The organism is Pseudomonas sp. ICMP 3272 (assembly GCF_001466905.1).
In the GTDB taxonomy this organism is placed as follows: Bacteria; Pseudomonadota; Gammaproteobacteria; order Pseudomonadales; family Pseudomonadaceae; genus Aquipseudomonas; species Aquipseudomonas amygdali.
The window spans coordinates 61,634-85,549 of the sequence record NZ_LKEK01000038.1; the positions used below are offsets into that span (position 1 = coordinate 61,634).

Sequence of the window (23,916 nt, forward strand, 5' to 3'; positions counted from 1 at the left end):
GTTATAGGCAAACCAACGAACCGGCGGGGGTGTACTGCAATAAACAACGCAGCTGGCTTCCTCGGCTGGACCATGGCACACGGAGGTGAAGTTGATACCACTATGGGATCATCAGGGGGTAATTCCGCCGATCAACGAGCGGAATCCAACATCTTTTGAGCGAGCGCCCTATCCGACAGACGTAAAGCGGTTGATTGATCGCTTCTCGACTACCTTAGAAAGATGCGAGGTGCTTGAGGGCTTCCTGTCTCATCGATCTGAAATCCATCGCATGGGTATCGTTTCGGGCATTCAGTGGCTTAACGGCAGCTTCATGGAGAACGTGGAGATGCTGGAGGGCCGCCCGCCCAATGATATGGATGTTGTGACATTCGCCGATGTGTCAGCCGCCATTCAGCAATCATTGACCGCTGATGATGTTCAAAAGCTGACAGACACAGAATGGATCAAGACATCGTATAGAGTCGATTTTTATATAAATCTGCTCTCTGACCCACCCGAAACACTCATTGAGCTTGCGGCGTACTGGTACAGTATGTGGTCGCACAGAAGATCTCAGCAATGGAAAGGATTTCTGAGCGTGAAACTCGATCCATTGCATGACCAAGCTGCGGCCGACCTTTTGGGGATTCGAAAGCGGGAGCTCCAGAATGAATAGAACTGAATTCACTCACGCACAGGCAGAAATCGGTTTCCTGGACCGCATCGCTCAGAAGCCAGGTCTGAGCAACCTTTCACGTCTTTCGCTGCGAGCCAGGAAGAATCAGGTAGGCGCAGGTCTTCTAGAGCCTGGCCGCGGCGCATTCTCACCCGCTAAAGCAGTGGTTACTTACCGCGGAACTCCAGTCAGAGGGGTACACGGTATAGGTGCTGAGTTTGGGGCCGCGGTAACCACAAAATTTTCCGATGCCGTATCGGCTATTGCAGCCTCTATAAGCGGTGTTCTGAATGATTTTGGGCCAATCCCAAACAAAGCTCAAAACCAGATACTGATCACAGGGACGGCACTGGGCTCATTTGGTTTTGAGTTTGAGGAGGCGCCAAGTGGTGACCCTCAGCTCTCACTGGAGGGGACTACGCCCGTCTCGCAAGCTTTCGAGCTGGTTGCAGAACTTCTTGAGGCATCCACCAAAGGTGATGAGGAGTTGTCAGAGCCAGCGTCTAGGCTTGGTACAAGGGCTATTGCCACGGTCTCAGAGTACCTGGACAAACTAATAGCCTATGAAGCCTACTGCTCCGTAACAACCAGAGACCACGTATTTTCCTTTACCAGCGTTGATCAGGTTCGCATTAGCAGATCGCGCCTGAGCGTGGAAAACATCACTGAAACCGATATCGAGTTCAGTGGCGAATTTCTTGGCGCCTTTCCTGCCGAACGTCGCTTCGAATTCAAAACCCAGGAAGGCACAATTATCCACGGACGGATTGCTGCCGCAATTGAGAACCCGGCAATAATTAACACCCGGCTAAATCAGACATTCACTATTGGCGTAAGCGCGAGAACAGTGGGAAATGGCAGGCCAAGGTACACAATTTCCAAACTTCCTTGGTAAATGCTGGCCCAGCCTGCAGCTGGGCTTTTCATTTCTCCCTCCCTGATCCGATCCTTGGATATCGACCTGCCGAGGTCATGTACAGTCAATCTGCGAAGAAAGGTATCAACCCGAATCACTTCCAGATAGCGCTCGGCCACAGGTGCGAAACGATGCTTCGAGCCCCTCAAGACCACCCATCCAGAGCCCTGCCGCCCCCATCCCATTGAACTAATTTTCCCCGCCCACCCTCGAAGCCATACATTTGCTTCCACAAGGAAAATTCCGTGCTCAAGTTAACTGCCTCCGCCCTCATCCTCGCCGCCACTCTGGGTCTGGCTGCCTGCGACAGCAAATCCGAACAGAAAGCACAGGACGCTCAGGCTCATCAGGAGAAATCCCAGGAGAAGATGGAGTCTGCTCAGGACAAAGTGAACGAGGCTGCCAAAGAGAACACCGAAGCGGCCAAGGACAAAGCGGCGTCCAAGGAAGCGGCTGCCGAAGAGTCGAAGACCTTCGTGCCGACGTCCGAAGTGACCAACACCATCCAGCCGGAAAAAAAGTGAAAACAGTGAATACTCTTCACAAAGTTTTCACAGCGACCGCGTCATTGTAGAGCTGCTCCCAAGTGTGAATCCTTAAGCCCGCTCCCCCATCGCGGGCTTTTCTTTGTCCGGAATTTGACGGGCAGACCGCTTTTCCAGATATCTGTGCACTTATGGTCAATGTATTTTTCTTTGACCAAAAACTGCACTTTTTTGACGCCAATAAATCTCTTCATTTATCCAGTCGATTGTTGCGATGACCCGTTCATGTCTCAGCTTTTCGAGCCGATACTCTAATCACAGCAAGTCCACAAACACACCAAGGGGCAGGTTATGTTCGGAAACAAGAACAAAGCTGAACTGACAGCCATGAAGGCCGAGGTAGATGGACTCAAAGGACTGACAAACGCACTGGAAAAATCAATGGCGGTGGTCGAGCTGGGTCTCGACGGCAAGATCCTTCGTGCCAACGATAACTTCCTTGCAACGATGGGCTACCGGGCCGATGAGCTGGCCAGCAAGACGCACCGCGACTTTTGCGAGCCGGAGATGCTCCGCAGCCGTGAATACGCGGACCTGTGGGCGTCTCTGAAGGCTGGCAAGTTCATCTCCGGCACCTTCAAGCGCATCGACAAGAATGGCCGTAGCGTCTGGCTGGAGGCAAGCTACAACCCGGTGACCGATACGCAGGGCAAAGTGTTCAAGGTGGTCAAATATGCTCTGGACGTTACCAAACGCGTAATGCTCGAAAACGAGACCAACGGCAAGCTGGCAGCAGTAGACCGGGCCATGGCTGTTTGCGAATTCGAGCCCAATGGCAATGTGATAACCGCCAACAGTAATTTCCTGAACGTCATGGGTTACGCACTGAACGAGATCAAAGGTAAACACCACAGATCGTTCTGCGAACCGGCACTGGTCAACAGCCCGGAATATGCCGAATTCTGGCGCAAGTTGAATCAGGGCGAGTTCATTGGCGATCAGTTCAAACGCCTCGGCAAACATGGCCGGGTTGTCTGGCTGGAAGCAACGTATAACCCGGTTTTTGATGTCGACGGCAAGCTCTATAAGATCGTCAAGTTCGCCAGTGACATTACCCAGCGTGTCGAAAAGCAGGAAGCCGATGCGCATGGTGCGTCGCGTGCTTACCATATCTCGGCAGAAACCGAGAAAGTGGCCGAACAAGGAACCCTGGTCATTCAGGAAACCGCTCGGGAAATGCGCCAGATTGCCGAAAACATCGGCGCGTCGGCGAAGCTGGTGAGCCAGCTGGGCGATCGCTCCGAGCAGATCACCGCCATCGTCAACACCATCCGCGGCATCGCCGACCAGACCAACCTGCTGGCGCTCAACGCTGCCATCGAAGCGGCACGGGCGGGTGATCAGGGTCGCGGGTTTGCCGTGGTGGCAGACGAAGTCCGGCAACTGGCCGGACGTACCAGCGGCTCGACCACCGAGATTGCCGAAATGATCGGCAAGATCCTCGCCGAAACACGTGAGGCTGTGGCGAGCATGGATGCCACGCAGGAAGGTGCCATTAGAGGTGTGACACTGGCAGATCAGGCCGGACAGGTCATCGTCCAGATCCGCGACGGCGCAAGCGATGCGGTCGAGGCCGTGAACATGTTCGCCACGCGCATGGATGAAGCTGAAGCGTTTGCAAAACCGGGCAAGCGATGACGATCATGTAACGCCCCGCACATCAAAACCCGCGTTCTGCGGGTTTTTTATTGTCCAGAGATTACGGCCAAGCCTTGGTTATCCAGCCCGTCTGCGCTTCAATAGCGGCCATCGCATTTCACGCCCGTCAAAGGACCGCTCATGGCCTCGCCAGACAAGCAGCAAAAACGTGCCAAGCGCGCAAAAATCAAGGCCAAGCAGAACCGCTCGGGCAAGGGCACAACCAGCCTCGTCCACCCGGTGTTCGCCTCTGCGCTGGTCAATCTGCCGTTTGATGACGTCGAACTTGATCTAAACACGTTCGACTTCAAAGACATCGTGGAGAACGGCTTCGACCCGGCCGACTATGACGATCTCTTCGTGGCCATGAAAGCCGCCGAGGCCATCAGCCAACTGGCGCTGTGCGTCGTCTTCCTGCAATACCCGGTGCTGGCACTGGTCGTTTCCGAAGAGGACGAAGACCCGGCCACGGACTTCATGATGGGTCTGCTTATCGTGTACCGCGCCATGTACCACGATGAGGACGAAGACAGTGCAATCGAGTGGATCGAAAGCCCCGCCTTCCAGAAGGATTACACCCTGGCATCCGACCTGCTGATGAAGAGAGACACCAGAGCCGCACGCTAATGCATGCTCGTGCCAATGTATGACATTGGCACGAGCATCATCCGCTAAGGGCGCGATCAACCCAGCGCAGCAGCGCCCACGCGGCCGGCCTTGCGGCGACGCGATACGATCAGGCCAGCGCCGATCACCAACAGGCTGAGTACGCCGGTGGCGATGATTTCGAGGCGATGCTCTTCCTGCAGCAGCATGATGGTCAGCACCGCGACGATGAACGCGATCACCGCCCAGGTCAGCCATGGGAACAGCCACATCTTGAAGTCGATGGCCTCGCCCGCAGCGATGCGCTTCTGGCGCATCCGCAGTTGCGACACGGCAATTACCAGATACACCAGCAGGGCAATGGCACCAGAGCTGGCCAGCAGGAAATCAAACACGGCAGCCGGTGCGATGTAGTTGGCGAAGACAGTCAGGAACGCCGCGGCAGTCGACATGATCACTGCCCAGCGAGGCGTACCGCCCTTGCTGGTGCGCTTCGACACGGCAGGTGCATCGCCGCGCTTGCCCAGCGAGAACAGCATGCGTGAAGCGGTATACAGGGCCGAGTTCAGGCAGCTGGTCACAGCAACCAGCACCACCAGATCGACAATCAGCTTGGCGTTCGGAATGCCCATTGCATCGAGCACGGTCTGATAAGAACCCACCTCGGCCAAGCGCGGGTCGTTCCACGGCACCAGCGACACAACGATGAAGATCGAAACCAGGTAGAACAGGAAGATCCGCCAGATCACCGAGTTGGTGGCCTTGGTGATCTGCCTGCCAGGGTTCTTGGACTCCGCCGCTGCAATGGTCACAATTTCAGTGCCCATGAACGAGAACATGGTGGTCAGCATCGCCGCCAGCACCGCGCCCATGCCGTTTGGCAGGAAGCCGCCGGTGTCGAACAGATGGCTGACACCGCTGACGTTGCTGGTGGGCAGCAGACCGAAGATCGCCGCAACACCCAGCACCACGAACGCGATGATCGCCACGACCTTGATCAGCGCGAACCAGAACTCGAATTCACCGTAGTTCTTCACGCTGAACAGGTTGGTCGCCGTCAACACCAGCGTGATGACCAGCGTGAACATCCAGATCGCGATGTTGGGGAACCAGGCGTGCAGGATGGTTGCAGCAGCGTTGGCCTCCAGTGGAATCACCAGCACCCAGAACCACCAGTACAACCAGCCGATAGTGAAACCGGCCCAATGCCCGATAGCGCGGTCGGCGTAGGTTGAGAACGAACCTGTGTCCGGCGAGGCAACGGCCATTTCGGCCAGCATGCGCATCACCAGCACCACCAGCGTACCCGCAGCGGCGTAGGCCAGCAGCACGGCAGGACCAGCCTCGGCAATCGCATGGCCGGAGCCGACGAACAGACCGGCACCAATAACGCCGGCAATCGACAGCATCGTAATGTGTCGCGGTTTCAGCCCTTGTTCGAGCTCGGAAGAGTTAGCGGTACTGCTCATAAAACCACCTATGCAAGACGAGCGAGGCACACCGAAGCATTGCGTAAAAAGAAAGCTACGGTGCCGTTCTTTATTATTGACGCAAGAATTGCGCCAAAATATTTCGAAAACGACGTCGCTTAGAGAATACGAGGCTTGTAGCGTGGCGCTTGAAGCATGCAAGACGATGGTTTTATACGCAGTCTGTAGGATTTGTTACCAAACGCCTCAGATTCGTCTACATGCACGCACCAAAAATGCCCAAAACCCTCTTACAAGCGCAAACATGGTGCGCAAATCAGACCGCCGCTCAGCAAATGCTACTTCCAACACCAGGCTAAAGCTGGCAACATCGCGCCTTTTTCGCGCACGCCCCTGTTTTGCAGGGCATCGTGCTTGCCTTCATGCGACCGTCCGCTGCCCAGATGAGACAACCCGTCGAGCCCCTCCACGCTGGACCAAAGACGCTGATGGTTGTCCTTTAAACGCTGTGCTAGCTTGACGTTCGCTGGCAGCCAGCGCGCACACTTCAATGAGGACCCCACATGGCCGAGGCCACGCCCGCCCTGGAAATCCGCAACCTGCACAAGCGCTACGACCAGCTTGAGGTGCTCAAAGGCATCTCGCTGACCGCTCGCGACGGCGATGTCATATCGATCCTCGGCTCATCCGGTTCCGGCAAGTCCACGCTGCTGCGCTGCATCAACCTGCTGGAAAACCCGCATCAGGGCCAGATTCTGGTGGCCGGCGAAGAATTGAAGCTCAAGGCCGCGCGCAACGGCGACCTGATTGCCGCCGATAACCGGCAGATCAACCGCTTGCGCAGCCAGATCGGCTTCGTGTTCCAGAATTTCAACCTGTGGCCGCACATGAGCGTGCTCGATAACATCATCGAAGCGCCGCGTCGCGTTCTGGGCCAGAGCAAGGCCGAAGCCATCGAGGTGGCTGAAGAGTTACTGGCCAAGGTCGGTATCGCCGACAAGCGCCATGCCTACCCCGCGCAGCTCTCCGGCGGTCAACAGCAGCGCGCCGCCATTGCTCGTACGCTGGCCATGCAACCAAAGGTTATCCTGTTCGACGAGCCGACCTCGGCCCTCGACCCGGAGATGGTTCAGGAAGTACTCGGCGTCATCCGCGCACTGGCTGAAGAAGGCCGGACCATGCTGCTGGTGACCCACGAAATGAATTTTGCACGTCAGGTATCAACTGAAGTGGTGTTTTTGCATCAGGGAATGGTCGAAGAACAGGGCACACCGCAGCAAGTATTCGAAAATCCGCTGTCGGCAAGGTGCAAACAATTCATGTCGAGTCACCGCTAACGGAGCAACACCCATGCAGTCGTACAAAAAGATCTTGCTGATCGCAGCGGCCACCCTTGCCTTCAGCGGCAGTGCCTTTGCTGAAACAATGAAAATGGGCATCGAAGGTGCCTACCCGCCGTTCAACAACAAGGACGCGAGTGGCCAGGTGGTGGGCTTTGACTATGAAATCGGCCAGGCCCTGTGCGCCAGGATGAAGGTCGAGTGCGAAGCGGTGACGTCAGACTGGGACGGCATCATCCCGGCGTTGATGGCCAACAAGTTCGACTTCCTGATCTCATCGCTGTCGATCACCGAAGAGCGCAAGCAGGTGGTCGATTTCACCAACCCCTATTACTCGAACAAGCTGCAATTCATCGCGCCGAAAACTTCCTCGATCGACGTATCGAGCACTGAAAAAGCCAAAGAAAGTCTTGCCGGCAAGTCAGTGGGTGCCCAACGCTCGACGCGGGCCGCCACCTGGCTGGAAGACACACTGGAGATCCCGGACGCCAAGCTCTATGACACTCAGGAAAACGCCTTCCTCGACCTGTCCGCCGGTCGCGTCTACGCCATGCTGGCCGACAAATACGTCAGCTTCGAGTGGCTGAAAAGCGAAGCGGGTCAGAACTTCGAGTTCAAGGGCGAGCCTGTCGTTGAAGACGACAAGATCGGCATCGCCGTGCGCAAGGGTGATGATGCCCTGCGCGAGCGCTTGAACGCGGCCCTGAAAGAAATCATCGCTGATGGCACCTACAAGAAGATCAACGACAAGTATTTCCCTTTCAGCATCCTCTGATTCACCTGACCGCGTCGCCGCCGCTTCCTGTAGAAGCGCGGCGACCGGCCCTGACAAAGCCTGCCCATGAACATTGATCTCCACGGATTCGGCCCGGCCCTTGCGGCTGGCGCGCTGATGACGGTCCAGCTTGCACTCTCGGCCCTGTGCCTGGGGCTGATACTCGGACTGCTCGGCGCCTTGGCCAAGACCTCGCCCTACAAGCTGCTGCAATGGCTGGGCAGTACCTACTCGACCCTGGTACGCGGCATTCCCGAACTGCTTTGGGTGTTGCTGATTTACTTCGGCACCGTCAACGGCATGCGCGCTCTGGGCAAACTGTTCGACATTCCTGACCTGGCCCTGAGCGCCTTCGCTGCCGGGGTCATCGCCCTGGGCATTTGCTTTGGTGCCTACGCGACCGAAGTGTTTCGCGGCGCGATTCTGGCCATCCCCAAAGGTCATCGTGAAGCCGGACTGGCGCTGGGCATGTCACGCTCGCGCATCCTCTTCAAACTGGTCCTGCCGCAGATGTGGCGCATCGCCCTGCCCGGCCTGGGCAATCTGTTCATGATTCTGATGAAAGACACCGCGCTGGTCTCGGTGATCGGCCTGGAAGAAATCATGCGCCACGCGCAGATCGCAGTGGGCTTCACCAAGCAAGCATTCACCTTCTACATGGTCGCGGCCTTCATGTACCTGGGCCTGACCGTGCTGGCCATGGCCGGCATGTACTTCCTTGAGAAACGCGCCAGTCGCGGCTTTCTGAGGAGCGCGTCATGAATTGGGAAGTCATCATCAAGTGGCTGCCACGCCTGGCACAGGGCGCGACCCTGACCCTTGAGCTGGTGGCGATTGCCGTCATCGCCGGGCTGATCCTCGCCATCCCGATGGGCATCGCCCGTGCATCGCGTCACTGGCCGGTGCGCGCCCTGCCCTACGCCTACATCTTTTTCTTCCGCGGCACACCGCTGCTGGTGCAACTGTTTCTGGTCTATTACGGCCTGGCGCAGTTCGAGTCGGTGCGCCAGAGTGCGTTGTGGCCGTACCTGCGCGACCCTTTCTGGTGTGCGGTTGTCACCATGACCCTGCACACCGCTGCCTACATCGCAGAAATCCTGCGCGGCGCCATTCAGGCCGTGCCGGTCGGTGAAGTCGAGGCGGCGAGGGCGCTGGGCATGTCGAAATGGAAAGCACTGTTCTACATCGTCCTGCCCCGCGCGGCACGTATCGGTCTGCCTGCGTACAGCAACGAAGTCATCCTGATGCTCAAGGCCAGTGCCCTGGCCAGCACCGTCACCCTGCTGGAGTTGACCGGCATGGCCCGTACAATCATCGCCCGCACCTACCTGCCAGTAGAAATTTTCTTCGCCGCCGGTATGTTCTACCTCGTGATGACGTTCGTGCTGGTACAAGGCTTCCGCCTGCTGGAAAAACTATTGCGTGTAGACGCCAGTCAGGGGCGCTGATATGAAGGGTGCTGGCGTCGATCCAGTCAGCACCTTGCCCCGCGAGGCCGCCACTATGCCCACTGAACCTTGCTTGCAGGATGAACACCTCGGCAGCCACTTTCGTGCGCTGGACAGCTTCCTGTTCGCGCATCAGGCCCTGTGGCGGCCCAAGCCGTTCACACACCTGCGCCTGCCGTGGGAAGACAAATACCCGGACCTCGCAAACTGGCTGCGGCAACGCACGCTGGAACAGGCCGAGGCCGCGCACAATCACCCGGAACACCTCGACGCACCCTTCCCGTTCAAGCAACTGGCCGCCGAAGCCGTCGCGCTGAGCCACGTCGCCGAACTGCCCGTGCACGCTCTGCAGCCGGTCGAGGCGCGCATGAGCGTCGATGTGCCGGGGCGCAAGTGGCAGCAGATCGAAGCCTTTGCCAGCCATCTGGACATGCGTGACAGCACAACTCACTGGCTGGACTGGTGCGCTGGCAAAGGCCATCTGGGGCGCCGCCTGACCGGGCCCGGCCAGCGTCTGACCTGTCTGGAGCAAGACCCGGCGCTGATCGAAGCGGGGCTGACGCTCAGTGCCCGGCAAGGCATCGACGCGCGGCATGTACAGCAGGATGTAATGGCCGACGACGCCTGGCGCTGCCTGCAACCCGAGCACACGCCTGTGGCGCTGCATGCCTGCGGCGACCTGCACATTCAGCTGATGGAGCTGGCCAGCCAGACCGGCTGCCGGTACATGGCAATCGCGCCGTGCTGCTACAACCGCACCCGGCACGACCTGTATCGACCGCTGTCCAGCGACGGCAAGGCATCGGGCTTGAAGCTGTCACGAGACGAACTCGGTCTGCCGCTCAGCGAAACCGTGACGGCTGGCGCTCGCGTGCGGCGCCAACGCGACACCTCGATGGCCCGCCGCCTGGGCTTCGACCTGCTGCAGCGTAGCTTGCGCGGCATTGACGATTACTTGCCCACACCTTCGCTGCCGACGTCCTGGCTGGATGCGTCCTACGCGGACTACTGCAATCATCTGGCGCGACTGAAAAATCTGCCTGCACCGGGCCAGCAGGACTGGGCTTCTCTGGAAGCCGCTGGCTGGAAAAGGCTGGCCGAAGTGCGCAACCTGGAACTGGTCCGCGACCTGTTTCGGCGTCCGCTGGAGATGTGGCTGGTGCTCGACAGGGCAATGTATGTCCACGAGCAGGGCTACAGCGTCAGCGTTGGCACTTTCTGTGACAGCCGGATTACACCACGCAACCTGCTGATTCTGGCTCGAAAATCGTGACCTAAATCGATTGAGCAACCTGTGGATAAGTCTGTTGATGAAAATGTGGATGAGTGCGTTAAAGCTTGGCGCGCCAGTTACTGAAGCCCCTTATTTTTTCCCGCAATCCTTTCCGTAACCCGCAAAAACAATGCCTTGCGGACCACCAGGCCAACATTCGCAAATCTGGTAACGCGCGTATTTTTTTATCAAGCGATTGTGCATAAAGATTTGGTAAAGGCTCTGGAACAAGCTTTTTGCCTGGCTAAATCGCGCACATGCAAGTGCCTGTGCACGACCTGTTTAGTGCGAGGTTTCAGACCTCTTCGACACACTCCAGCGAGCGCTCGACCATGACTTTGGCCATTTCCAGCATATGCATGGAGGCAAACGCCAGGTCGCGTTGCGCACCGGTCAATTCATCGCCCAGTTCGTGGGCGGTGGCCGATGCACAACGCATGAAGTCCAGCGCATGCACCAAGGTTGCTTCCAGGCTGATGAAGTCGAACTTGCCGTCGTGGGGTTCTTTGTCAGTGCGGGGGATTGGCAGGTAACACGCCATGGCGCGCTTGACGACCGCCTTGTCGAAGATTGGCGCGGTGCTGGACTGTTTGGGTGGGTCGGGGGTTATTTTGACCATGCTTAGCTCTCTCCTCAATGGAACTGCCACTGGGGTCGCGACTAAACGATTGAGGTGGCAGCTGTGCGAAGGTTAGTCGACCGGGAGCTAAGACCGGCGCACCCGAAGGTGCCCTCGCGCACAGCCGCCATAGAGTGCAGGAAGAAGACCTGACCAAAACAGCGACGCGATACGCCTTAACTCAAATCCGGGCGACTAAACCCGATCGCTGATGTGCAGCGACAGGCGGAGATTAGAAGCACACATCGAGAGGCGCAAGCGGTCGGGGATTCTCTCGGAAATGTCCTTCAAAAGAAAGAGACCAAGCCTGCAAAAACCGGCCTGAAAGCGTTGCAAAACATGATCTCCGCGTACGATTGCCTAAGGCCGTGGGAGCGAGCTTGCTCGCGAAGGCGGAATACGCAACGCCGCATTCCTGTCATGACTCACTACTAAAACTGATCATCCTTCAGCCGCGCAAACGGCACACTGCGGTTCTGCAACTTGCGCAACGTCAGCTTGTACGCACTGGACTTGATCTGACTGCCCATCGGCGTCTCCTCCAGCAAGATCCGACCCGACGCAAAGGCACAGCCCGTACTCATCATCTTGTACTTGAGCAGATACAGCCCCGGGTCCATCTTGGCGAACGTAAACACCGCGCCAGCCGGCACAAACGCATGCCGAAACGCCCTGCGCCCCACCGCATCCGTGACCTTGGCATACACCGCCGACTCGCCGGCCGAGTTATCCACAGTGATCTGCGACCAGCCGTTGTCCTTGAGCAACGGCATATCTTTCACGTAACCCGCCTTTTCCGGCCAGGGCGCGCCCATCGGATCCAGCGCCGGCACCTCACACTCCGACGTTACCGCATCAACCGGCTTGGCCGGGCTGGCCACAGGCTCTTCAACCGGCGCGGCGGGCGCTGGCTTGACCCACGTCTGCGCAACCGGCACCGGCTCGGCTGGCACAAACGCCTTGCCAGCATCAGGGTCGTAACCCATCCACGCCCCGGCTGCGCAAAACACCACAAACACCAGCGCCCAACGCCACGCACTGCGGCGCCGCTTGTCACTGGGGGGCGATGAAAAGGAAGGAGAAGCCTTGGGCGCCGGGCCCGTCCGAGCCGCCCGAGAGGGCGTTGCAGTTGCAGAGTTTGCGGCGTACACATGCACCGCCTGCCCACCCGCCGCACGCGCCTGCTTACGCCGCAACGCGTCCATAAGAGCCCTGTGCTCATCGGCAGCAAGCTGCGCATCATAAGCCGCACGCCGCGAAGGGTCCGCCAGCACATCATGAGACGCGTTGACCACGCCCATCATGTCCGAGGCGTAAGGGTCGGGATTCCTGTCCGGGTGCAGCTTCTGCGCCAGCTTGCGATAAGCCTTCTTGATCTGCTCAGGAGAGGCATCGCGAGCAACACTCAGCAGCTCGTAATGCGTGGGCGTTCTCTGCATTGCACTTGCTGTCCATGGCTGACTGCCATTTTTGATACAGATGTATCGGCCAAAAAGCCCATATCTCCAGTGCAAATGCAACGCAACAAGAACCAGCCCACAAGAAAATGCCCGAATCCAGAGGATCCGGGCATTTCTTGAAACATCGATGAAGCCTTCGTGAGCGTCCAGACGCACATTCATGCGATTCAGACAGCAATCCTCAGCCCCACCTTGCGCAAGACCCAACAGGCCAGACGCAACTACAAATATCCTTCAACAACTCCTCAGCGAATGACCAGCCTGCGGCAAACAACACCCCAAACCCGGTTACGATCCATCGCATTACTCATCAGATAGTCCTTTATCTGCTGGCTGAAAAGCTAACGTCCCATGCTGCTGACTCAGTAGCCTGGGCCGTTGAGAACAAGCCTATGCAAAGCCCTCTTGCCCTGCAACAGCCCAAAAATGGTGGGGTCGGATGGGTGCCTGTTCACGCACCAGATAGCCATCAACGCTGGGCGCATTGGTTTGCGCGACCAGGTTAAAAATCCAGCGTCCTGTCAGGTACAAGCTGCGCGTGCCAGAGGCGAAATCAGCGTTCAAATGCGCAGTGCTCGCACACATCAAGCAGACCATTCCGCCAAAACCAACAGAAACGTCCTGCACCACCACCCGTCCGCATCCCACTCAAAGCGCCAATGGTCGATTTTTTTCAACTGAATCAGACAGCTAGGCTTTACAAGCGCATCAGAAGCTATATACTCGCAGCCCATTACGCCGGTATAGCTCAGTTGGTAGAGCAACTGACTTGTAATCAGTAGGTCCCGGGTTCGACTCCTGGTGCCGGCACCATATAAAACGAAGGCTTGCAGCGATGCAGGCCTTTTTTTTGTCCGCAAAACGTAAAACTGCTGCCGATTAGGCCTGCACGACGCGCTCGCACTTCGAGATCCAGCCGGCTTGACCCAGAGCCCTGATTACACGCCACCGCTTGTTTGCACAAAAAAAGTACACAAAGCCCGTCGGCGGGAGCGCGATAAGTGCTTTTAATTGCGCTTTTTTATTCCTAGGCCATTTTTTCCACAAGCCCGGCTCAACTGAGATTCAGTTGTTCCATCGGAGAGTTTTGGCTAAGCCAAAGCGCACAAATTTACTGTACGCACACACAGTTAAATTCGGAGGGAAAATGGTCAGAACAGTGGTTACCACAGAGAAAAAACAGAGGTTGATGCATGGGTCTCAATGCTTGAGGACAGCACCGCGTTGCTCGCTTGTCCTGGGGTCCATCACAAATTGTTGCTGCAACGTGCTTGCGCTCTGCATGCATCGAGAATCGTGAACGCAGATGAGTACAGCGACATGCTGGAACTCGTTGACGGAGCGCTCTCCTATGCAATTGAGGAGCAACTGTACCTCCCTGCATCAGAACGTGCCGCCTGATGCAGGTATTGCGTACCGTTGGAACCGAGAGAGAGAGAGGGAGCGTTATGAAGCGATACACCGGAACGTGATAGTCCGATCGACTCACTGCGAATACTTAGGCAGGCATGCAAACACTGCTTGGCTTGAGGCAGGCATGCCAAAAGAGGAACAGCGGCTACCAGAACGGCTGGACGTCACGTTGGCCACAATGAATACGTCGACGGCTGTGCCTACACGCAGGCTTGGTGGTGCAGGCACCTGTGATATCAGCGCTCTGATCCACACCTGCAAACCCAGGCTGTTGAATGCGTAGGAAACATTAGTCCGAGGCGGCATTACACGCTAGAACAACCATAGTGTTTGAAGAGAAATTGATTAATTGGTGCGGGACAGAGATAACAGACCTCACATCCGCCCCGCGATTGATCACAGCTCTTTGATGATGCCGTACAAGCGTAGCGACCAATAAAGCGTCTGCAAGATCCGGATCAAGTCTTCATGGAAAAATCGTTTCACGTCAGCATCTCCTGCATGGATGGACAGCAACACAAACTTGCTGCTAAAGCGTTTGAGCCGTCACCGCATACACGCACACGAAAACTTCCGCTGACATGTACGACATTGGTTGAGTGTCAGTTTCAATATTTAAAAGGCGAATTACTTATGCAACATGCGTATTCGCATGTTGACGCGCCCGTGCGCTGGCCATACGCTCGGAGATTCTGACGTCCCAAGATGCATAGCTGTATGGGTGACGGGAAGATCGTAACACAACAAATCTCCCTCGAAACCTTCCTCTCAGGCCCACCATTGCGCGGGCCTGAGTCGTTTTAGGGATCCCTAAGAAAAATCTCGCCCCCTAAAACCAAGTATTGCTGGGGCATTGATCAAATTTGGTCAATGGGCCTAACACTCCTACTCTGGGCCGCGTGGCGAAACTCTCCGACGAATGGTTTAGATGAAAACCGTCAAACGAATTCGCAATCAGCGTAATTCGTCAACATTAGTAAACACATTAAACACTTTCGGAAAGCCAAATGCTTTCCGAACGACGCGGACAACCAACGTCATGGCAAGATGCGAACGGTTAAGTTAACTGTTAACCCAATAGATAAATGAATAGATAGACCAATAGATAGGGTAATAGGTAAGGCAATAGAAAGACCAATAGGTAAGCAAATAGATAAACCAACAGAAAGCCACGTCGGTTCCGCTGGGTGCGAGAAGAGCACCCAATGCCTGCGATGAGGTCTTTGAACTGCTTAGTAAATGCCGGACAATGCCCCTTTTGCTCCCCAGGCATGACCTCTTAAGGAATAGAAATGAACATACCCGCGATCGCCGCAATGCTGGTCGAACGACTTGATGGCTTGCAGCACGACATACGGAATCAATGGAACAACCCGACAGGCACCTGAGCGATCGTTACAAGAAACTCAGCCTCAATACTCACAGCGATTACTGCTATTCGCGGGACGTCCTGCTGGGTATCCCGACCAGGCTGGGCAAGTCGTTGGGGGATCTACTGGTGAAGAAATTCACGGCAGCGTTGATCCAGCGGATTGTCGATCGCCTGGCCGACGAAGGCACGCCGTCCAAAGCGGCGCATGTCCTGCGATACCTGCGCCGGGTGCTGCAGTGAGGTCGTAACCGGGGCTACCTCGACAGCAACCCGGCGCAGGGTATTGAAGCGCCTATGGAGCGCAAACGCCGGCGTTTATCGGAGCACCAGGTCATGGAGACGTTGGTCGACCGCGCCTTGGCATTTGGCCGCCTGGCCAGGAACGAGAAAGGTGGCTGTCCGGAGTACCTGAGCTACGTGATGGAGATCGGTTACCTGTGCCGCTTGCGGGGCATTGAGACAATCACCCTGACAGATGCCCATGAACTGGCTGAAGGGATTATGACCAACCGGCGCAATGGCAGCCGGGACAACATTGTCCGCTGGACGCCACGTCTGCGGGCCGCCTGGGAGGGAGCGAAGGCCTACCGGGCCAAGGTGTGGACCAGCAAATCAACGGTCGTTCCGATCCGTCCTGATCGACGCTACATAATCGTGGCCAGCCACGGCGGTGCTTTACGTAAATCCAGTCTGGACACAGCTTGGCAACGATTCATCCTCTCGGCTATCGAGGACGGCACCATTTCTGCCGAGCAACGGTTTGGTCTTCATGATCTCAAACGACGGGGTATCACGGATACGGCCGGCACCCGAGCGGACAAGCAGGAAGCGAGCGGTCACAGAGGCGGAGCAATGATGGATGTCTACGATCTCAGTGTCCCGCTGGTCAACGCCTCTCAGACGTAGAATCACAGGGACCACCTAGACTCGCTGTAATACAAACCACCACCTTGAATAAAACCGGGCAAGTGCCCTCCATTTGGTTTCCAGCCGATGCAAAGGCATATGGGAGTAGCATTCTGTATATCCTATTGAACATAGGCCGTGCTGCGGGCTCCTAACAAGCTACATACCTGCAAATGCTGGTATTATTCTAAAGAATCGCCCGTCATTACTAATGGATGACTCATCACTCACAGGGAATAAATGGCTAATGCGTTTAACACTGACATGCATGCAGTGCTTGCGAGAAAACGGACGCCCAGGAGGTGCCTCGAAAATCGAAGTTCGAGATGATGGGTGCTATACAGCAGTCTGCCTAGCCGGCCATAAGACCTTGACCATTCTTCAACAACATAAATTCGAAGTGCTCTTTGAAATTGGCGCCAATGCGATATTGGATGGATACCATCGAGAAGCAGTTTCTTCTTTCACCTCGAGCCTTGAACGTTTTTATGAATATGCAATTCGAATACTGCTCGAAAAGAACGACCTTAGTGACGGGCTTTTCCAAACCGTCTGGAAAAGTGTCTCGAACATGTCAGAGCGGCAGCTAGGCGCTTTCATATTTCTTTGGGCTAATCATTTCAAGGAAAATCCACTGCTACTGCCAGCATCTTTGATTACTTTTAGAAATGAAGTAATTCACAAAGGGAAAATACCATCTCAGGAAGAGGCTTTAAAGTATGGAAATGCGGTACTCAACGTGCTTCGACCTAAAATAAAAATAATTAACGAGACACTTTCAGAACATGTAAAAAACGCAAATTTTCGTACCGTAGCGGAAAGCGCAATGAAAGCCGACGCCTCGCTAAAAATACAGACGATGTGCATCGGTGTAATTCTAAATCAGGACAGCAATATGGAGAGCGAAGGAAAAAGCCTAGAAGAGCATCTGATTCTTGTAGATAGAACGCGCATCCAATTTGATAATCTTCAAGAGTACTTCAATCAAATGCTGAGCCGAGAGGGCACCATCATGTCACTTGGTGAAATACATGATTTCCTCGTCAGAAAATTCCCCGAGCTAATCGCAAAAAAGTGTAAAGCTCCTGATGGATGGTCATTCTTTCTTGGACCTATTAAACAAGGTCAAGATTCTAATTGCATAGTCCGCGCTTTAGAACACTCGGATGGCGGCACCCAATTTGAGCTATCGGTTTCGTCACGACTTGAAGGGACGAAAAAGACATCAATATTTTCTGGAAGTGAGGAAGCGTTGCGTCAAGTTGTCGACGCCCAATTAAGGATCTATCGCGATCAACTATAGTAAAATTATCAATATTTCAAAGTTTCATTCGGGCCTATCTCTCAGCCTAATTTGAGATTGAAACGAGTAATCGGCAGTACAGTCGCCGGTAAGCGCGCGCAGCGCCCTGCGACTTATGAAACTTCCCTCACCAGCTATCTCCAGTACAAAATCCTCCGATCCTCCCGGATACCTGATATTGAAGTTGATAACAGCGAGCTCGTCGTGCAGGTCTGCCAAGCGTCCTGCTGGAAAGGACATATTTATGAGTTTTTTATTAGACACGCGTCTAGTGCATATTTCTCCTAACTCGGCCGTAGACCAGGTCCACATACCATGAATCATCGCATTTCTAGAGTCTTTCAGATTATTGATTTTGGTGTATAGCTGTTTGAGCACTTCTCTAACCTCACCCTCTGCTACGTCGGCAACCTGGCTTTTCCATAGGCCTAGTGCTTTGACAAAGCTAAGATTATTCATTTCTGGTGGCAGCTCCTCGGGGCTTTGGACCTCGAATGTTGCAAGTGTTTGCTCAAATACTACGTACTCCAGTGCCCCCCATAAGGCAATGATCCTTCCGATGAGGATCGCTTCCTTGTCAGAAAGAGGGGGCTCGTACAGACGGATCAAATCACTATCGCTCATGGGACGGTACTCAGGGAGTAGTCGGTAGTGGGCTATGGACCACGTAATAAGAGCCAGATTCCTCCCGTACAGTATAAATTCTAGATCATCACCACGTAACAGAAAAATCATTAAGTAATTGATTTATATACCAAAAGCATCTCCCTTGTAATCAGTAGATCCCGGGGTCGACTCTTGGTGCCGCACCATACAAGGTTTCAAAGGTGGTTTTCACAGCCTCTGAAATCTCCGAAAAACCCGCCTTATGGCGGTTTTTTTCGTTTTGGTGCTCCATCGGACTCAGAGAGTAGCCAGCGCTAATAAGGGTGCTTTAAGGAACCTACCAATTCGATATTGGAAAGTACCCTTATGGCTCGCACACGCCCCCTTACCGACAACACCTGTCGCACCAAAACAGAAAAGTGCCGGCCGCAATACAGACCCTTCTGTGCGCTTCAGATGTCATATCTGGCAAGAAACTGCACAGGCAGAGTATTTACCGTACGCATCTGCGCTCAGCGAGCTTTCAGCCCCCCTCCTGCAACATCTCGCCGCTTTATATCGGTCCCTCGAAAGCAAAAACTTCTGTAATTTCGGCACCCAAAGTACGATTTTCTCCATTTCCGATCCCCATCCTTGCCATCGATAAGAATATTCAATCACTGATCTGTCTCTTTTAAGGTACATTTTTTTATGTACGAAGTGGAACACGTACTGTCTGCCAATGGAGTGGATATCTATCAGGGTTGGCTCGACACCGTTCGAGACACGCGATCCAAAGCAAGAATCACTACCCGGATCGACCGAGCGGCGCTTGGCCACTTCGGCGTGACCGAATCGGTGGGTGATGGGGTCTTTGAGATGAAGCTGGATTTTGGTCCTGGTTTTCGCGTGTATTACGCGGTTCAGGGCCAAAAAATACTTTTCCTCTTGGGTGGCGGCTCAAAGGACAAACAGCAAAAGGACATAGACCAAGCCAAGGCTCTATGGAAATGTCACAAGGTGAAAAAGAAATGACGACTCGTACGCGCTCCCATGATGAAAGCGTTCTGGAAATGCTCCGTGAAGACGAAGCATTTGCCATCGAATACCTGTCTGTTGCGCTGGAAGAAATCGACGAAGATGGGGGTGAAGACGTTTTCCTTACGGCCATCCGTAGACTGATCGAGGCGAGAGGCGGTATGGGGAACCTCTCAAAGAATACTGGCTTGGCCAGACCCAACCTTTACAGGTCTATCGCTGCTGGCGGCGACCCAAAGCTTTCTACCATCCTGAAGGTGCTACAGGCACTGGGCGTGGGAATGTCAAAGGTCGTTTCGCACAGAGCAGACGTGGGTAGCCAAAGCTCCGACTAGTTATGACTCCTCACGACGAGTGCCATCCACTCGCAACGCCTCGAGAGCCGACTGACTTAGCCTAACCCCCATCCAGCATCGCCTGCGCGCCTGGAGAGCACATATCCACCACCATTAAGCACATGGTTCGCGATTTCATACTCACGCCACTCAGCCATAGCCCGCCCACAAATGTCCTGCGGCCTGCACTCGATCAACCAGGCGACGGCATTGATGAATTGCCCATGCGAAAACACTGCGATGTTCTGGGCGGGGTGCTCTGCGAGTCGAGCAAGGAAAGACCGGGCTCTGGTTATAAATTCTGAAAAAGACTCAGCGCCTGCGCCATCCTTAAACGCCGGGTCTGACTTGGCCCAATAGGCGTCGACCCAATCCTTTCTCTGGGCGACGGTCGTGTTGGCACACCGCGCGGGTTCGAGGTAGGTGAATTCATGAATAGGCCAGGTTTCAAACGGGGTGTCAGGATAGGTAGCTACGGTCGCCATCGCGGTTGCCTGCGCTCGGGAGAACTGCGAAGCGATAATCAAATCCGGCGCATGTGTGAATGACCGGGCCACTGACTGTGCTTGTTCTACGCCCCTCAACGTGAGGGGAATAGTCGCGTGATCCACACTGGCTTCGCCTGCGTTGGCAGCGCTTTGTCCGTGACGAATTAGCCTGACCTGCTTCATTAATCAGAGACTCGTGTGAGGGGTAGAGACTGAGCTCATTCCAGCGTACGCCCTCCTCTGGCAAAAACCATCAACATCAGGGAACGCATACATGGGGCGGATTACCACTCACGCGACGCAATCAGCTCCTCAATGTCTGCGTCGGCGAAACCATAAGCGTCTGCTATCCGTACGAAATCCTCAGCAATGGTTTCGCGGGCGAAGGTTTCGATCTCACTGCCGTTCTCTTCGAACACCTCCTCCAGCTCGTTGATTTGCTCTGTCGCTTTGTGAGTCAGGGCATACAGCGCATCCAGGTCGGAAGGCTTTTGCTGCTCGATTTCGTGACACAGGTTGACCAGCACGTCTTCGCACATTTTCACAACAGAATCTGGGAAATACTCGTCCTGATACATGCCTTTCAAGAAGGTGTATTTGGCAATGGTTTCATTGGTCAACTGCATGGGCATCCCTCGTCGATGTACAGTGAGCGCTCAGTGAGTCCAATTGAGGTGACAATCTGAGATGCATTACAAGATTATTGCCCACTCTGCGGGCTGGGCGTATACGGCGGCGGAGCCAGGGCTGATAGCCTACAAGACAGTGGTCACTTATAACTCCGTTGTGAGCAGCGAAGATCAGGTTTTTTAGCCATGCACGAACCCCTTGATTACAAAATAATGGATAGCATCGTCGTCTGTATCCACGATACCGCAGGCTTTGGAAGGAAGGCATTTGAAAGCTTCAGCTTGGCGACCGATGTCGCGAGGGACATGGGTGTAGATGGCGACGATTCAAATGATCTGATGGTCGAGTTCTTCGAAAGGTTCTCTATCGATCTTAACGATTACGACCCTTATCGGTACTTTTTGGAAGAAGGTTTCAACTTCTTTTCCTTCAGACGCGCCAAAGACAGACGCGGAAACATACCGCTGAGAGTGGGCATGTTGTATTTAGCCTTGAAAGCGAGACGTTGGGATACACAAGCATTTGAACAAGCCACATTCAGCGATGCTCCACTGTATGAGCGCACAGAAGATATTCCGATTGATGGCTACAAGATAAAGAGCCGTTGATCTTGCCTACGTGATCCGCTTGGTATGCATGTCATACCCCAAGCGCCTTACGAAAAGTGGATGCGCTCGGTGATGACGTCAGATTGCAGCAATCCACGTAATTCAAACCTCCTTTCAGCGTGACGGAGGTTTCCCGTACGCGTGGCCTTGAGCAGGCCGCGACCTACCAAGCTCCCGAGGCAAAGCTCATAAGGCAACTCGGCATTGGGCATGAAAGCAGGTGTCGACCAGTAGCATCAACAACGACTGGACCAATTCGAGAAGCTCGACTATTGGTGCCGGCACCATACAAAATAAGTGCTTTCAGCCTACAAGCCCTTTTTTCGCATCAGATTTAGCAACGCACATTTAGATCTTCATTACGCACGAACCAAAACAGACCACTCCTCCCGCTATGCCCCGCCACGCGTAAGAAGCTTCCGATTTCCTCAGATATCTCCGCTCACGCCTCAAAATCCTATAGCTATTTCGCAGCCCATCGTAGTAGCGTTGCGCCTCTATCGACTATCGATAGGACTGAGGGCTCATGAGCCCGGCACGGAGCAATAAAAATGGATTTTCTTGAAGCACTCAATTCCCTTTCCGCAAAAGTCCGCCAGCAAGCTGCGTCCATCCGCACCGAAGAGGCTACCAAAACGGCTCTGGTCATGCCGTTTATCCATACCGTGTTGGGCTACGATGTATTCGATCCTTCTGAGGTTGTGCCGGAATACACGTGCGATGTAGGCACCAAGAAAGGCGAGAAGATTGACTATGCCATCGTTAAAGAGGGCAATATTCAGATCCTCATAGAGACCAAGAAAATCGGCGAGCCGCTGAACATCAATCATGCCAGCCAGCTGTTCCGTTATTTCCATGTGACAACTGCAAGGATTTCGATCCTCACCAATGGCCGGGTCTACAAGTTTTTTACAGACCTGGACGCGCCTAACAAGATGGATGAAAAACCATTTCTTGAACTGGACCTGTTGGCGATTGATGACCATGCCATTCCGGAATTACAGAAGCTGACCAAGTCGTCCTTCGACGTTGAGTCAATTCTCAATGCCGCTGGTGAGTTGAAGTACGTAGGTCAGATCAAGCGTGTGATTGCGGCCCAGTTCAGTCAGCCGGACGACGATTTCGTCCGTTACTTCGCGTCACGCATTTATGAGGGCGCGATCACTCAGAAGGTACGTGAGCAGTTCACGATTCTGACCAAAAAGGCCACCTCGCAATTTCTGAACGATCAGGTCAACGACCGGTTGAAGCTGGCAATGAGCGGAGTTCAGGCACCCACGGTGGCCGAAACCATCGTCGAAAATAACACTCAGCCTGAAAAGGAAGAGCCGTTAGACGACCGGATCGTAACGACGGTGGAAGAAATGGAAGGCTTCCATATCGTCAAGTCGATTATCCGCACTGTGGTTGAAGCGAAACGTATTGCTCATCGTGATACACAAAGTTATTTCGGCATTCTTCTGGATGACAACAACCGAAAACCCATCACTCGCCTGCATTTCAATCGCGCTCAGAAATACATCGGTATTTTTGAAAAGGACAAGGGCGAGACCCGCCACCCGATCGCTTCCCTGGACGATATTTACGGTTTTGCCGATGCCCTAAAGGACACTGTATTGAGCTACGCAGAGTCCTGAAGACGCATTAATACCGTTAAGGGCGCGCGCGGCAATGCTCGCCTTGCAAGTACGTCGGGATATTTTCCGCCCCCCCGACCTCCCCTCAAGCTCTCCCCATGCCCGTCGATACCCTCCTTACACCCCGCAATCATGGATCGATGAAATGGTTATCTCACTAACCCCCGGCAACAACACCTCTCCAACCATCACCCTGCCCAATTCCGGCATCACGCTCACGCCGCAGCCGCTCACCGATGCACAGAAAGAAGCGCTGAAGAACGCTGCCGCCAACACGCCTGCCGTTGTTTACCACCCGAGTACCGAAGTGCCTGCAACCACTGAGCCGATGGAAGCAGTCGATACCTGGATAGGCCGCTCGCAGTCGCCTGACTTCCCGCAGAAGGCGGCGCAACATACTAACTCTACGGAGGCATTGAAGACTTCGTATGAAGCGTTCAAATCGACGCTGGCGTCTGTCTATCCGGATCTGGCCAGCAAGAAGTTTGGCTTCACGATTGAGGCAAACGGCAATCTGAAGGCGACCAACAGTTCCGGTGAGTTGAGCGATGCGGACACTCAGCAATTGAACACGCTGCTGAATGCGTCCAGTGGGCTGAAAGCTGCAGCCGCCACCTACCGGGAGACGGCTATCGATATGGTCGATGCCGATTCACCGTGGAGCGGCAGTTATCTGGGACGGTACAACCTGACCAAGGAGAACTTCGCCAGCTCGCTGGATCTGGGCGCGTTGTTTATTCCCAAGACGTCGACGCCATCGAAAGATCAGATCGACGGCATGTTCTTCAATCAACTGGCCTACAAGGGTGAGCTGCACACTCAGGAAACGGAAGCGGCGATGCTCGCTGCACGTGCGGCGGGGAAAGCTGCCTCGGCGGGTTGATCCCAACCCG

The 23,916-nt window shown here is 54.7% G+C and carries 23 protein-coding genes, 1 tRNA gene and 1 pseudogene; 18 read left to right on the forward strand and 7 right to left on the reverse strand.

The window, feature by feature from the left end; genetic code table 11:
- The first annotated feature begins 85 nt into the window (after nt 1–85).
- The 5 genes from AO068_RS06050 (at nt 86) to AO068_RS06070 (ending at nt 4,384) form a co-directional block, all read left to right on the forward strand.
- The gene (locus tag AO068_RS06050) at nt 86–658 is read left to right on the forward strand and encodes a DUF6932 family protein (protein ID WP_223886377.1); all 573 of its coding nucleotides are present in this window, start codon (nt 86–88) and stop codon (nt 656–658) included.
- Nucleotides 651–1,553, forward strand: a complete 903-nt coding sequence (locus tag AO068_RS06055) for a hypothetical protein (RefSeq protein ID WP_058407899.1) — start codon at nt 651–653, stop codon at nt 1,551–1,553. Before AO068_RS06050 ends, AO068_RS06055 begins: the two co-directional genes overlap by 8 nt.
- A 266-nt stretch (nt 1,554–1,819) precedes the next feature.
- Nucleotides 1,820–2,098, forward strand: coding sequence for a hypothetical protein (locus tag AO068_RS06060; protein WP_005748012.1), 279 nt, complete (start codon nt 1,820–1,822; stop codon nt 2,096–2,098).
- A gap of 312 nt (nt 2,099–2,410) precedes the next feature.
- Nucleotides 2,411–3,757, forward strand: coding sequence for a methyl-accepting chemotaxis protein (locus AO068_RS29485; protein ID WP_054995674.1), 1,347 nt, complete (start codon nt 2,411–2,413; stop codon nt 3,755–3,757).
- A gap of 141 nt (nt 3,758–3,898) precedes the next feature.
- Nucleotides 3,899–4,384 carry a hypothetical protein gene (locus AO068_RS06070; RefSeq protein WP_058407900.1) on the forward strand — a complete coding sequence of 162 codons (486 nt, stop codon included), beginning with the start codon at nt 3,899–3,901 and terminating at the stop codon, nt 4,382–4,384.
- A 56-nt stretch (nt 4,385–4,440) separates the two neighbouring features.
- Here AO068_RS06070 and gabP read toward each other — a convergent pair whose 3' ends face one another.
- Nucleotides 4,441–5,832, reverse strand: a complete 1,392-nt coding sequence (gabP, locus tag AO068_RS06075) for a GABA permease (protein WP_058407901.1) — start codon at nt 5,830–5,832, stop codon at nt 4,441–4,443.
- A 524-nt stretch (nt 5,833–6,356) separates the two neighbouring features.
- On the opposite strand from gabP, the gene AO068_RS06080 reads away from it, so the two are divergent.
- From AO068_RS06080 to AO068_RS06100, 5 genes are all read left to right on the forward strand, one after another.
- Nucleotides 6,357–7,130 carry an ABC transporter ATP-binding protein gene (locus AO068_RS06080; RefSeq protein WP_011169804.1) on the forward strand — a complete coding sequence of 258 codons (774 nt, stop codon included), beginning with the start codon at nt 6,357–6,359 and terminating at the stop codon, nt 7,128–7,130.
- Nucleotides 7,131–7,143: 13 nt separating this feature from the next.
- A complete protein-coding gene (locus AO068_RS06085; RefSeq protein WP_057402191.1) occupies nt 7,144–7,908 on the forward strand; it encodes an ABC transporter substrate-binding protein in 765 nt (254 codons plus the stop codon).
- A 66-nt stretch (nt 7,909–7,974) separates the two neighbouring features.
- Complete coding sequence (locus tag AO068_RS06090) at nt 7,975–8,670, forward strand: ABC transporter permease (RefSeq protein ID WP_058407902.1); 696 nt, start codon at nt 7,975–7,977, stop codon at nt 8,668–8,670.
- Entirely contained in the window at nt 8,667–9,356 is a 690-nt protein-coding gene (locus tag AO068_RS06095) for an ABC transporter permease (protein ID WP_005730196.1), read from the forward strand. Before AO068_RS06090 ends, AO068_RS06095 begins: the two co-directional genes overlap by 4 nt.
- Nucleotide 9,357: 1 nt before the next feature.
- Nucleotides 9,358–10,629, forward strand: coding sequence for a methyltransferase (locus AO068_RS06100; RefSeq protein ID WP_058407903.1), 1,272 nt, complete (start codon nt 9,358–9,360; stop codon nt 10,627–10,629).
- 295 nt (nt 10,630–10,924) lie between these two features.
- Here the strand turns inward: AO068_RS06100 and AO068_RS06105 are convergent, their stop codons facing one another.
- From AO068_RS06105 to AO068_RS29185, 3 genes are all read right to left on the reverse strand, one after another.
- Nucleotides 10,925–11,248 (reverse strand): DUF6124 family protein, encoded by a 324-nt coding sequence (locus AO068_RS06105; protein ID WP_058407904.1) that lies wholly within the window; start codon nt 11,246–11,248, stop codon nt 10,925–10,927.
- A gap of 431 nt (nt 11,249–11,679) precedes the next feature.
- Nucleotides 11,680–12,687, reverse strand: coding sequence for a J domain-containing protein (locus AO068_RS06110; protein ID WP_058407905.1), 1,008 nt, complete (start codon nt 12,685–12,687; stop codon nt 11,680–11,682).
- A 411-nt stretch (nt 12,688–13,098) separates the two neighbouring features.
- A complete protein-coding gene (locus tag AO068_RS29185; RefSeq protein WP_058407906.1) occupies nt 13,099–13,293 on the reverse strand; it encodes a hypothetical protein in 195 nt (64 codons plus the stop codon).
- Nucleotides 13,294–13,445: 152 nt separating this feature from the next.
- On the opposite strand from AO068_RS29185, the gene AO068_RS06120 reads away from it, so the two are divergent.
- The 3 genes and pseudogenes from AO068_RS06120 to AO068_RS28985 all read left to right on the forward strand — a co-directional run bounded on the left by AO068_RS06120 (nt 13,446) and on the right by AO068_RS28985 (nt 17,702).
- A tRNA-Thr gene (locus tag AO068_RS06120) sits at nt 13,446–13,521 on the forward strand.
- 1,963 nt (nt 13,522–15,484) lie between these two features.
- Nucleotides 15,485–16,399, forward strand: a pseudogene (locus tag AO068_RS29190) (site-specific integrase).
- Between the two features lie 370 nt (nt 16,400–16,769).
- Nucleotides 16,770–17,702: a hypothetical protein gene (locus AO068_RS28985; protein ID WP_177342346.1), complete on the forward strand. Its 933-nt coding sequence runs from the start codon at nt 16,770–16,772 to the stop codon at nt 17,700–17,702.
- A gap of 24 nt (nt 17,703–17,726) precedes the next feature.
- Here the strand turns inward: AO068_RS28985 and AO068_RS06145 are convergent, their stop codons facing one another.
- Nucleotides 17,727–18,326, reverse strand: a complete 600-nt coding sequence (locus AO068_RS06145) for a hypothetical protein (protein ID WP_235592548.1) — start codon at nt 18,324–18,326, stop codon at nt 17,727–17,729.
- 672 nt (nt 18,327–18,998) lie between these two features.
- Here AO068_RS06145 and AO068_RS06150 point away from each other — a divergent pair.
- Together AO068_RS06150 and AO068_RS06155 are read left to right on the forward strand one after the other, a co-directional pair.
- Complete coding sequence (locus AO068_RS06150) at nt 18,999–19,322, forward strand: type II toxin-antitoxin system RelE/ParE family toxin (protein WP_058407909.1); 324 nt, start codon at nt 18,999–19,001, stop codon at nt 19,320–19,322.
- A complete protein-coding gene (locus AO068_RS06155; protein WP_058407910.1) occupies nt 19,298–19,660 on the forward strand; it encodes an addiction module antidote protein in 363 nt (120 codons plus the stop codon). Before AO068_RS06150 ends, AO068_RS06155 begins: the two co-directional genes overlap by 25 nt.
- Before the next feature lie 56 nt (nt 19,661–19,716).
- Here the strand turns inward: AO068_RS06155 and AO068_RS06160 are convergent, their stop codons facing one another.
- Together AO068_RS06160 and AO068_RS06165 are read right to left on the reverse strand one after the other, a co-directional pair.
- Nucleotides 19,717–20,331, reverse strand: a complete 615-nt coding sequence (locus AO068_RS06160; protein WP_058407911.1) for a histidine phosphatase family protein — start codon at nt 20,329–20,331, stop codon at nt 19,717–19,719.
- A 101-nt stretch (nt 20,332–20,432) separates the two neighbouring features.
- Entirely contained in the window at nt 20,433–20,774 is a 342-nt protein-coding gene (locus tag AO068_RS06165) for a DUF5713 family protein (RefSeq protein WP_058407912.1), read from the reverse strand.
- A 189-nt stretch (nt 20,775–20,963) separates the two neighbouring features.
- Here AO068_RS06165 and AO068_RS06170 point away from each other — a divergent pair, with 189 nt between their 5' ends.
- The 3 genes from AO068_RS06170 (at nt 20,964) to AO068_RS06180 (ending at nt 23,906) form a co-directional block, all read left to right on the forward strand.
- Nucleotides 20,964–21,386 (forward strand): DUF1493 family protein, encoded by a 423-nt coding sequence (locus tag AO068_RS06170; protein WP_005746664.1) that lies wholly within the window; start codon nt 20,964–20,966, stop codon nt 21,384–21,386.
- Nucleotides 21,387–21,937: 551 nt separating this feature from the next.
- Nucleotides 21,938–23,023: a type I restriction endonuclease gene (locus tag AO068_RS06175; RefSeq protein ID WP_058407913.1), complete on the forward strand. Its 1,086-nt coding sequence runs from the start codon at nt 21,938–21,940 to the stop codon at nt 23,021–23,023.
- A gap of 145 nt (nt 23,024–23,168) precedes the next feature.
- Nucleotides 23,169–23,906 carry a hypothetical protein gene (locus tag AO068_RS06180; RefSeq protein WP_058407914.1) on the forward strand — a complete coding sequence of 246 codons (738 nt, stop codon included), beginning with the start codon at nt 23,169–23,171 and terminating at the stop codon, nt 23,904–23,906.
- Nucleotides 23,907–23,916: the final 10 nt, after the last annotated feature.

What these genes read in the sequence shown, in the direction of transcription:
- AO068_RS06145 (WP_235592548.1), bottom strand. Translation starts at nt 18,326, where the DNA reads ATGAGCGATAGTGATTTGATCCGTCTGTACGAGCCCCCTCTTTCTGAC.
- AO068_RS06110 (WP_058407905.1), bottom strand. Translation starts at nt 12,687, where the DNA reads ATGCAGAGAACGCCCACGCATTACGAGCTGCTGAGTGTTGCTCGCGAT.
- AO068_RS06070 (WP_058407900.1), top strand. Translation starts at nt 3,899, where the DNA reads ATGGCCTCGCCAGACAAGCAGCAAAAACGTGCCAAGCGCGCAAAAATC.
- AO068_RS06055 (WP_058407899.1), top strand. Translation starts at nt 651, where the DNA reads ATGAATAGAACTGAATTCACTCACGCACAGGCAGAAATCGGTTTCCTG.
- AO068_RS06170 (WP_005746664.1), top strand. Translation starts at nt 20,964, where the DNA reads ATGCACGAACCCCTTGATTACAAAATAATGGATAGCATCGTCGTCTGT.
- AO068_RS06150 (WP_058407909.1), top strand. Translation starts at nt 18,999, where the DNA reads ATGTACGAAGTGGAACACGTACTGTCTGCCAATGGAGTGGATATCTAT.
- AO068_RS06090 (WP_058407902.1), top strand. Translation starts at nt 7,975, where the DNA reads ATGAACATTGATCTCCACGGATTCGGCCCGGCCCTTGCGGCTGGCGCG.
- AO068_RS06100 (WP_058407903.1), top strand. Translation starts at nt 9,358, where the DNA reads ATGAAGGGTGCTGGCGTCGATCCAGTCAGCACCTTGCCCCGCGAGGCC.
- AO068_RS06160 (WP_058407911.1), bottom strand. Translation starts at nt 20,331, where the DNA reads ATGAAGCAGGTCAGGCTAATTCGTCACGGACAAAGCGCTGCCAACGCA.
- AO068_RS06175 (WP_058407913.1), top strand. Translation starts at nt 21,938, where the DNA reads ATGGATTTTCTTGAAGCACTCAATTCCCTTTCCGCAAAAGTCCGCCAG.
- AO068_RS06180 (WP_058407914.1), top strand. Translation starts at nt 23,169, where the DNA reads ATGGTTATCTCACTAACCCCCGGCAACAACACCTCTCCAACCATCACC.
- AO068_RS06165 (WP_058407912.1), bottom strand. Translation starts at nt 20,774, where the DNA reads ATGCAGTTGACCAATGAAACCATTGCCAAATACACCTTCTTGAAAGGC.
- AO068_RS29185 (WP_058407906.1), bottom strand. Translation starts at nt 13,293, where the DNA reads ATGTGTGCGAGCACTGCGCATTTGAACGCTGATTTCGCCTCTGGCACG.
- AO068_RS06155 (WP_058407910.1), top strand. Translation starts at nt 19,298, where the DNA reads ATGTCACAAGGTGAAAAAGAAATGACGACTCGTACGCGCTCCCATGAT.
- AO068_RS06105 (WP_058407904.1), bottom strand. Translation starts at nt 11,248, where the DNA reads ATGGTCAAAATAACCCCCGACCCACCCAAACAGTCCAGCACCGCGCCA.
- AO068_RS06095 (WP_005730196.1), top strand. Translation starts at nt 8,667, where the DNA reads ATGAATTGGGAAGTCATCATCAAGTGGCTGCCACGCCTGGCACAGGGC.
- AO068_RS06085 (WP_057402191.1), top strand. Translation starts at nt 7,144, where the DNA reads ATGCAGTCGTACAAAAAGATCTTGCTGATCGCAGCGGCCACCCTTGCC.
- AO068_RS29485 (WP_054995674.1), top strand. Translation starts at nt 2,411, where the DNA reads ATGTTCGGAAACAAGAACAAAGCTGAACTGACAGCCATGAAGGCCGAG.
- AO068_RS06080 (WP_011169804.1), top strand. Translation starts at nt 6,357, where the DNA reads ATGGCCGAGGCCACGCCCGCCCTGGAAATCCGCAACCTGCACAAGCGC.
- gabP (WP_058407901.1), bottom strand. Translation starts at nt 5,832, where the DNA reads ATGAGCAGTACCGCTAACTCTTCCGAGCTCGAACAAGGGCTGAAACCG.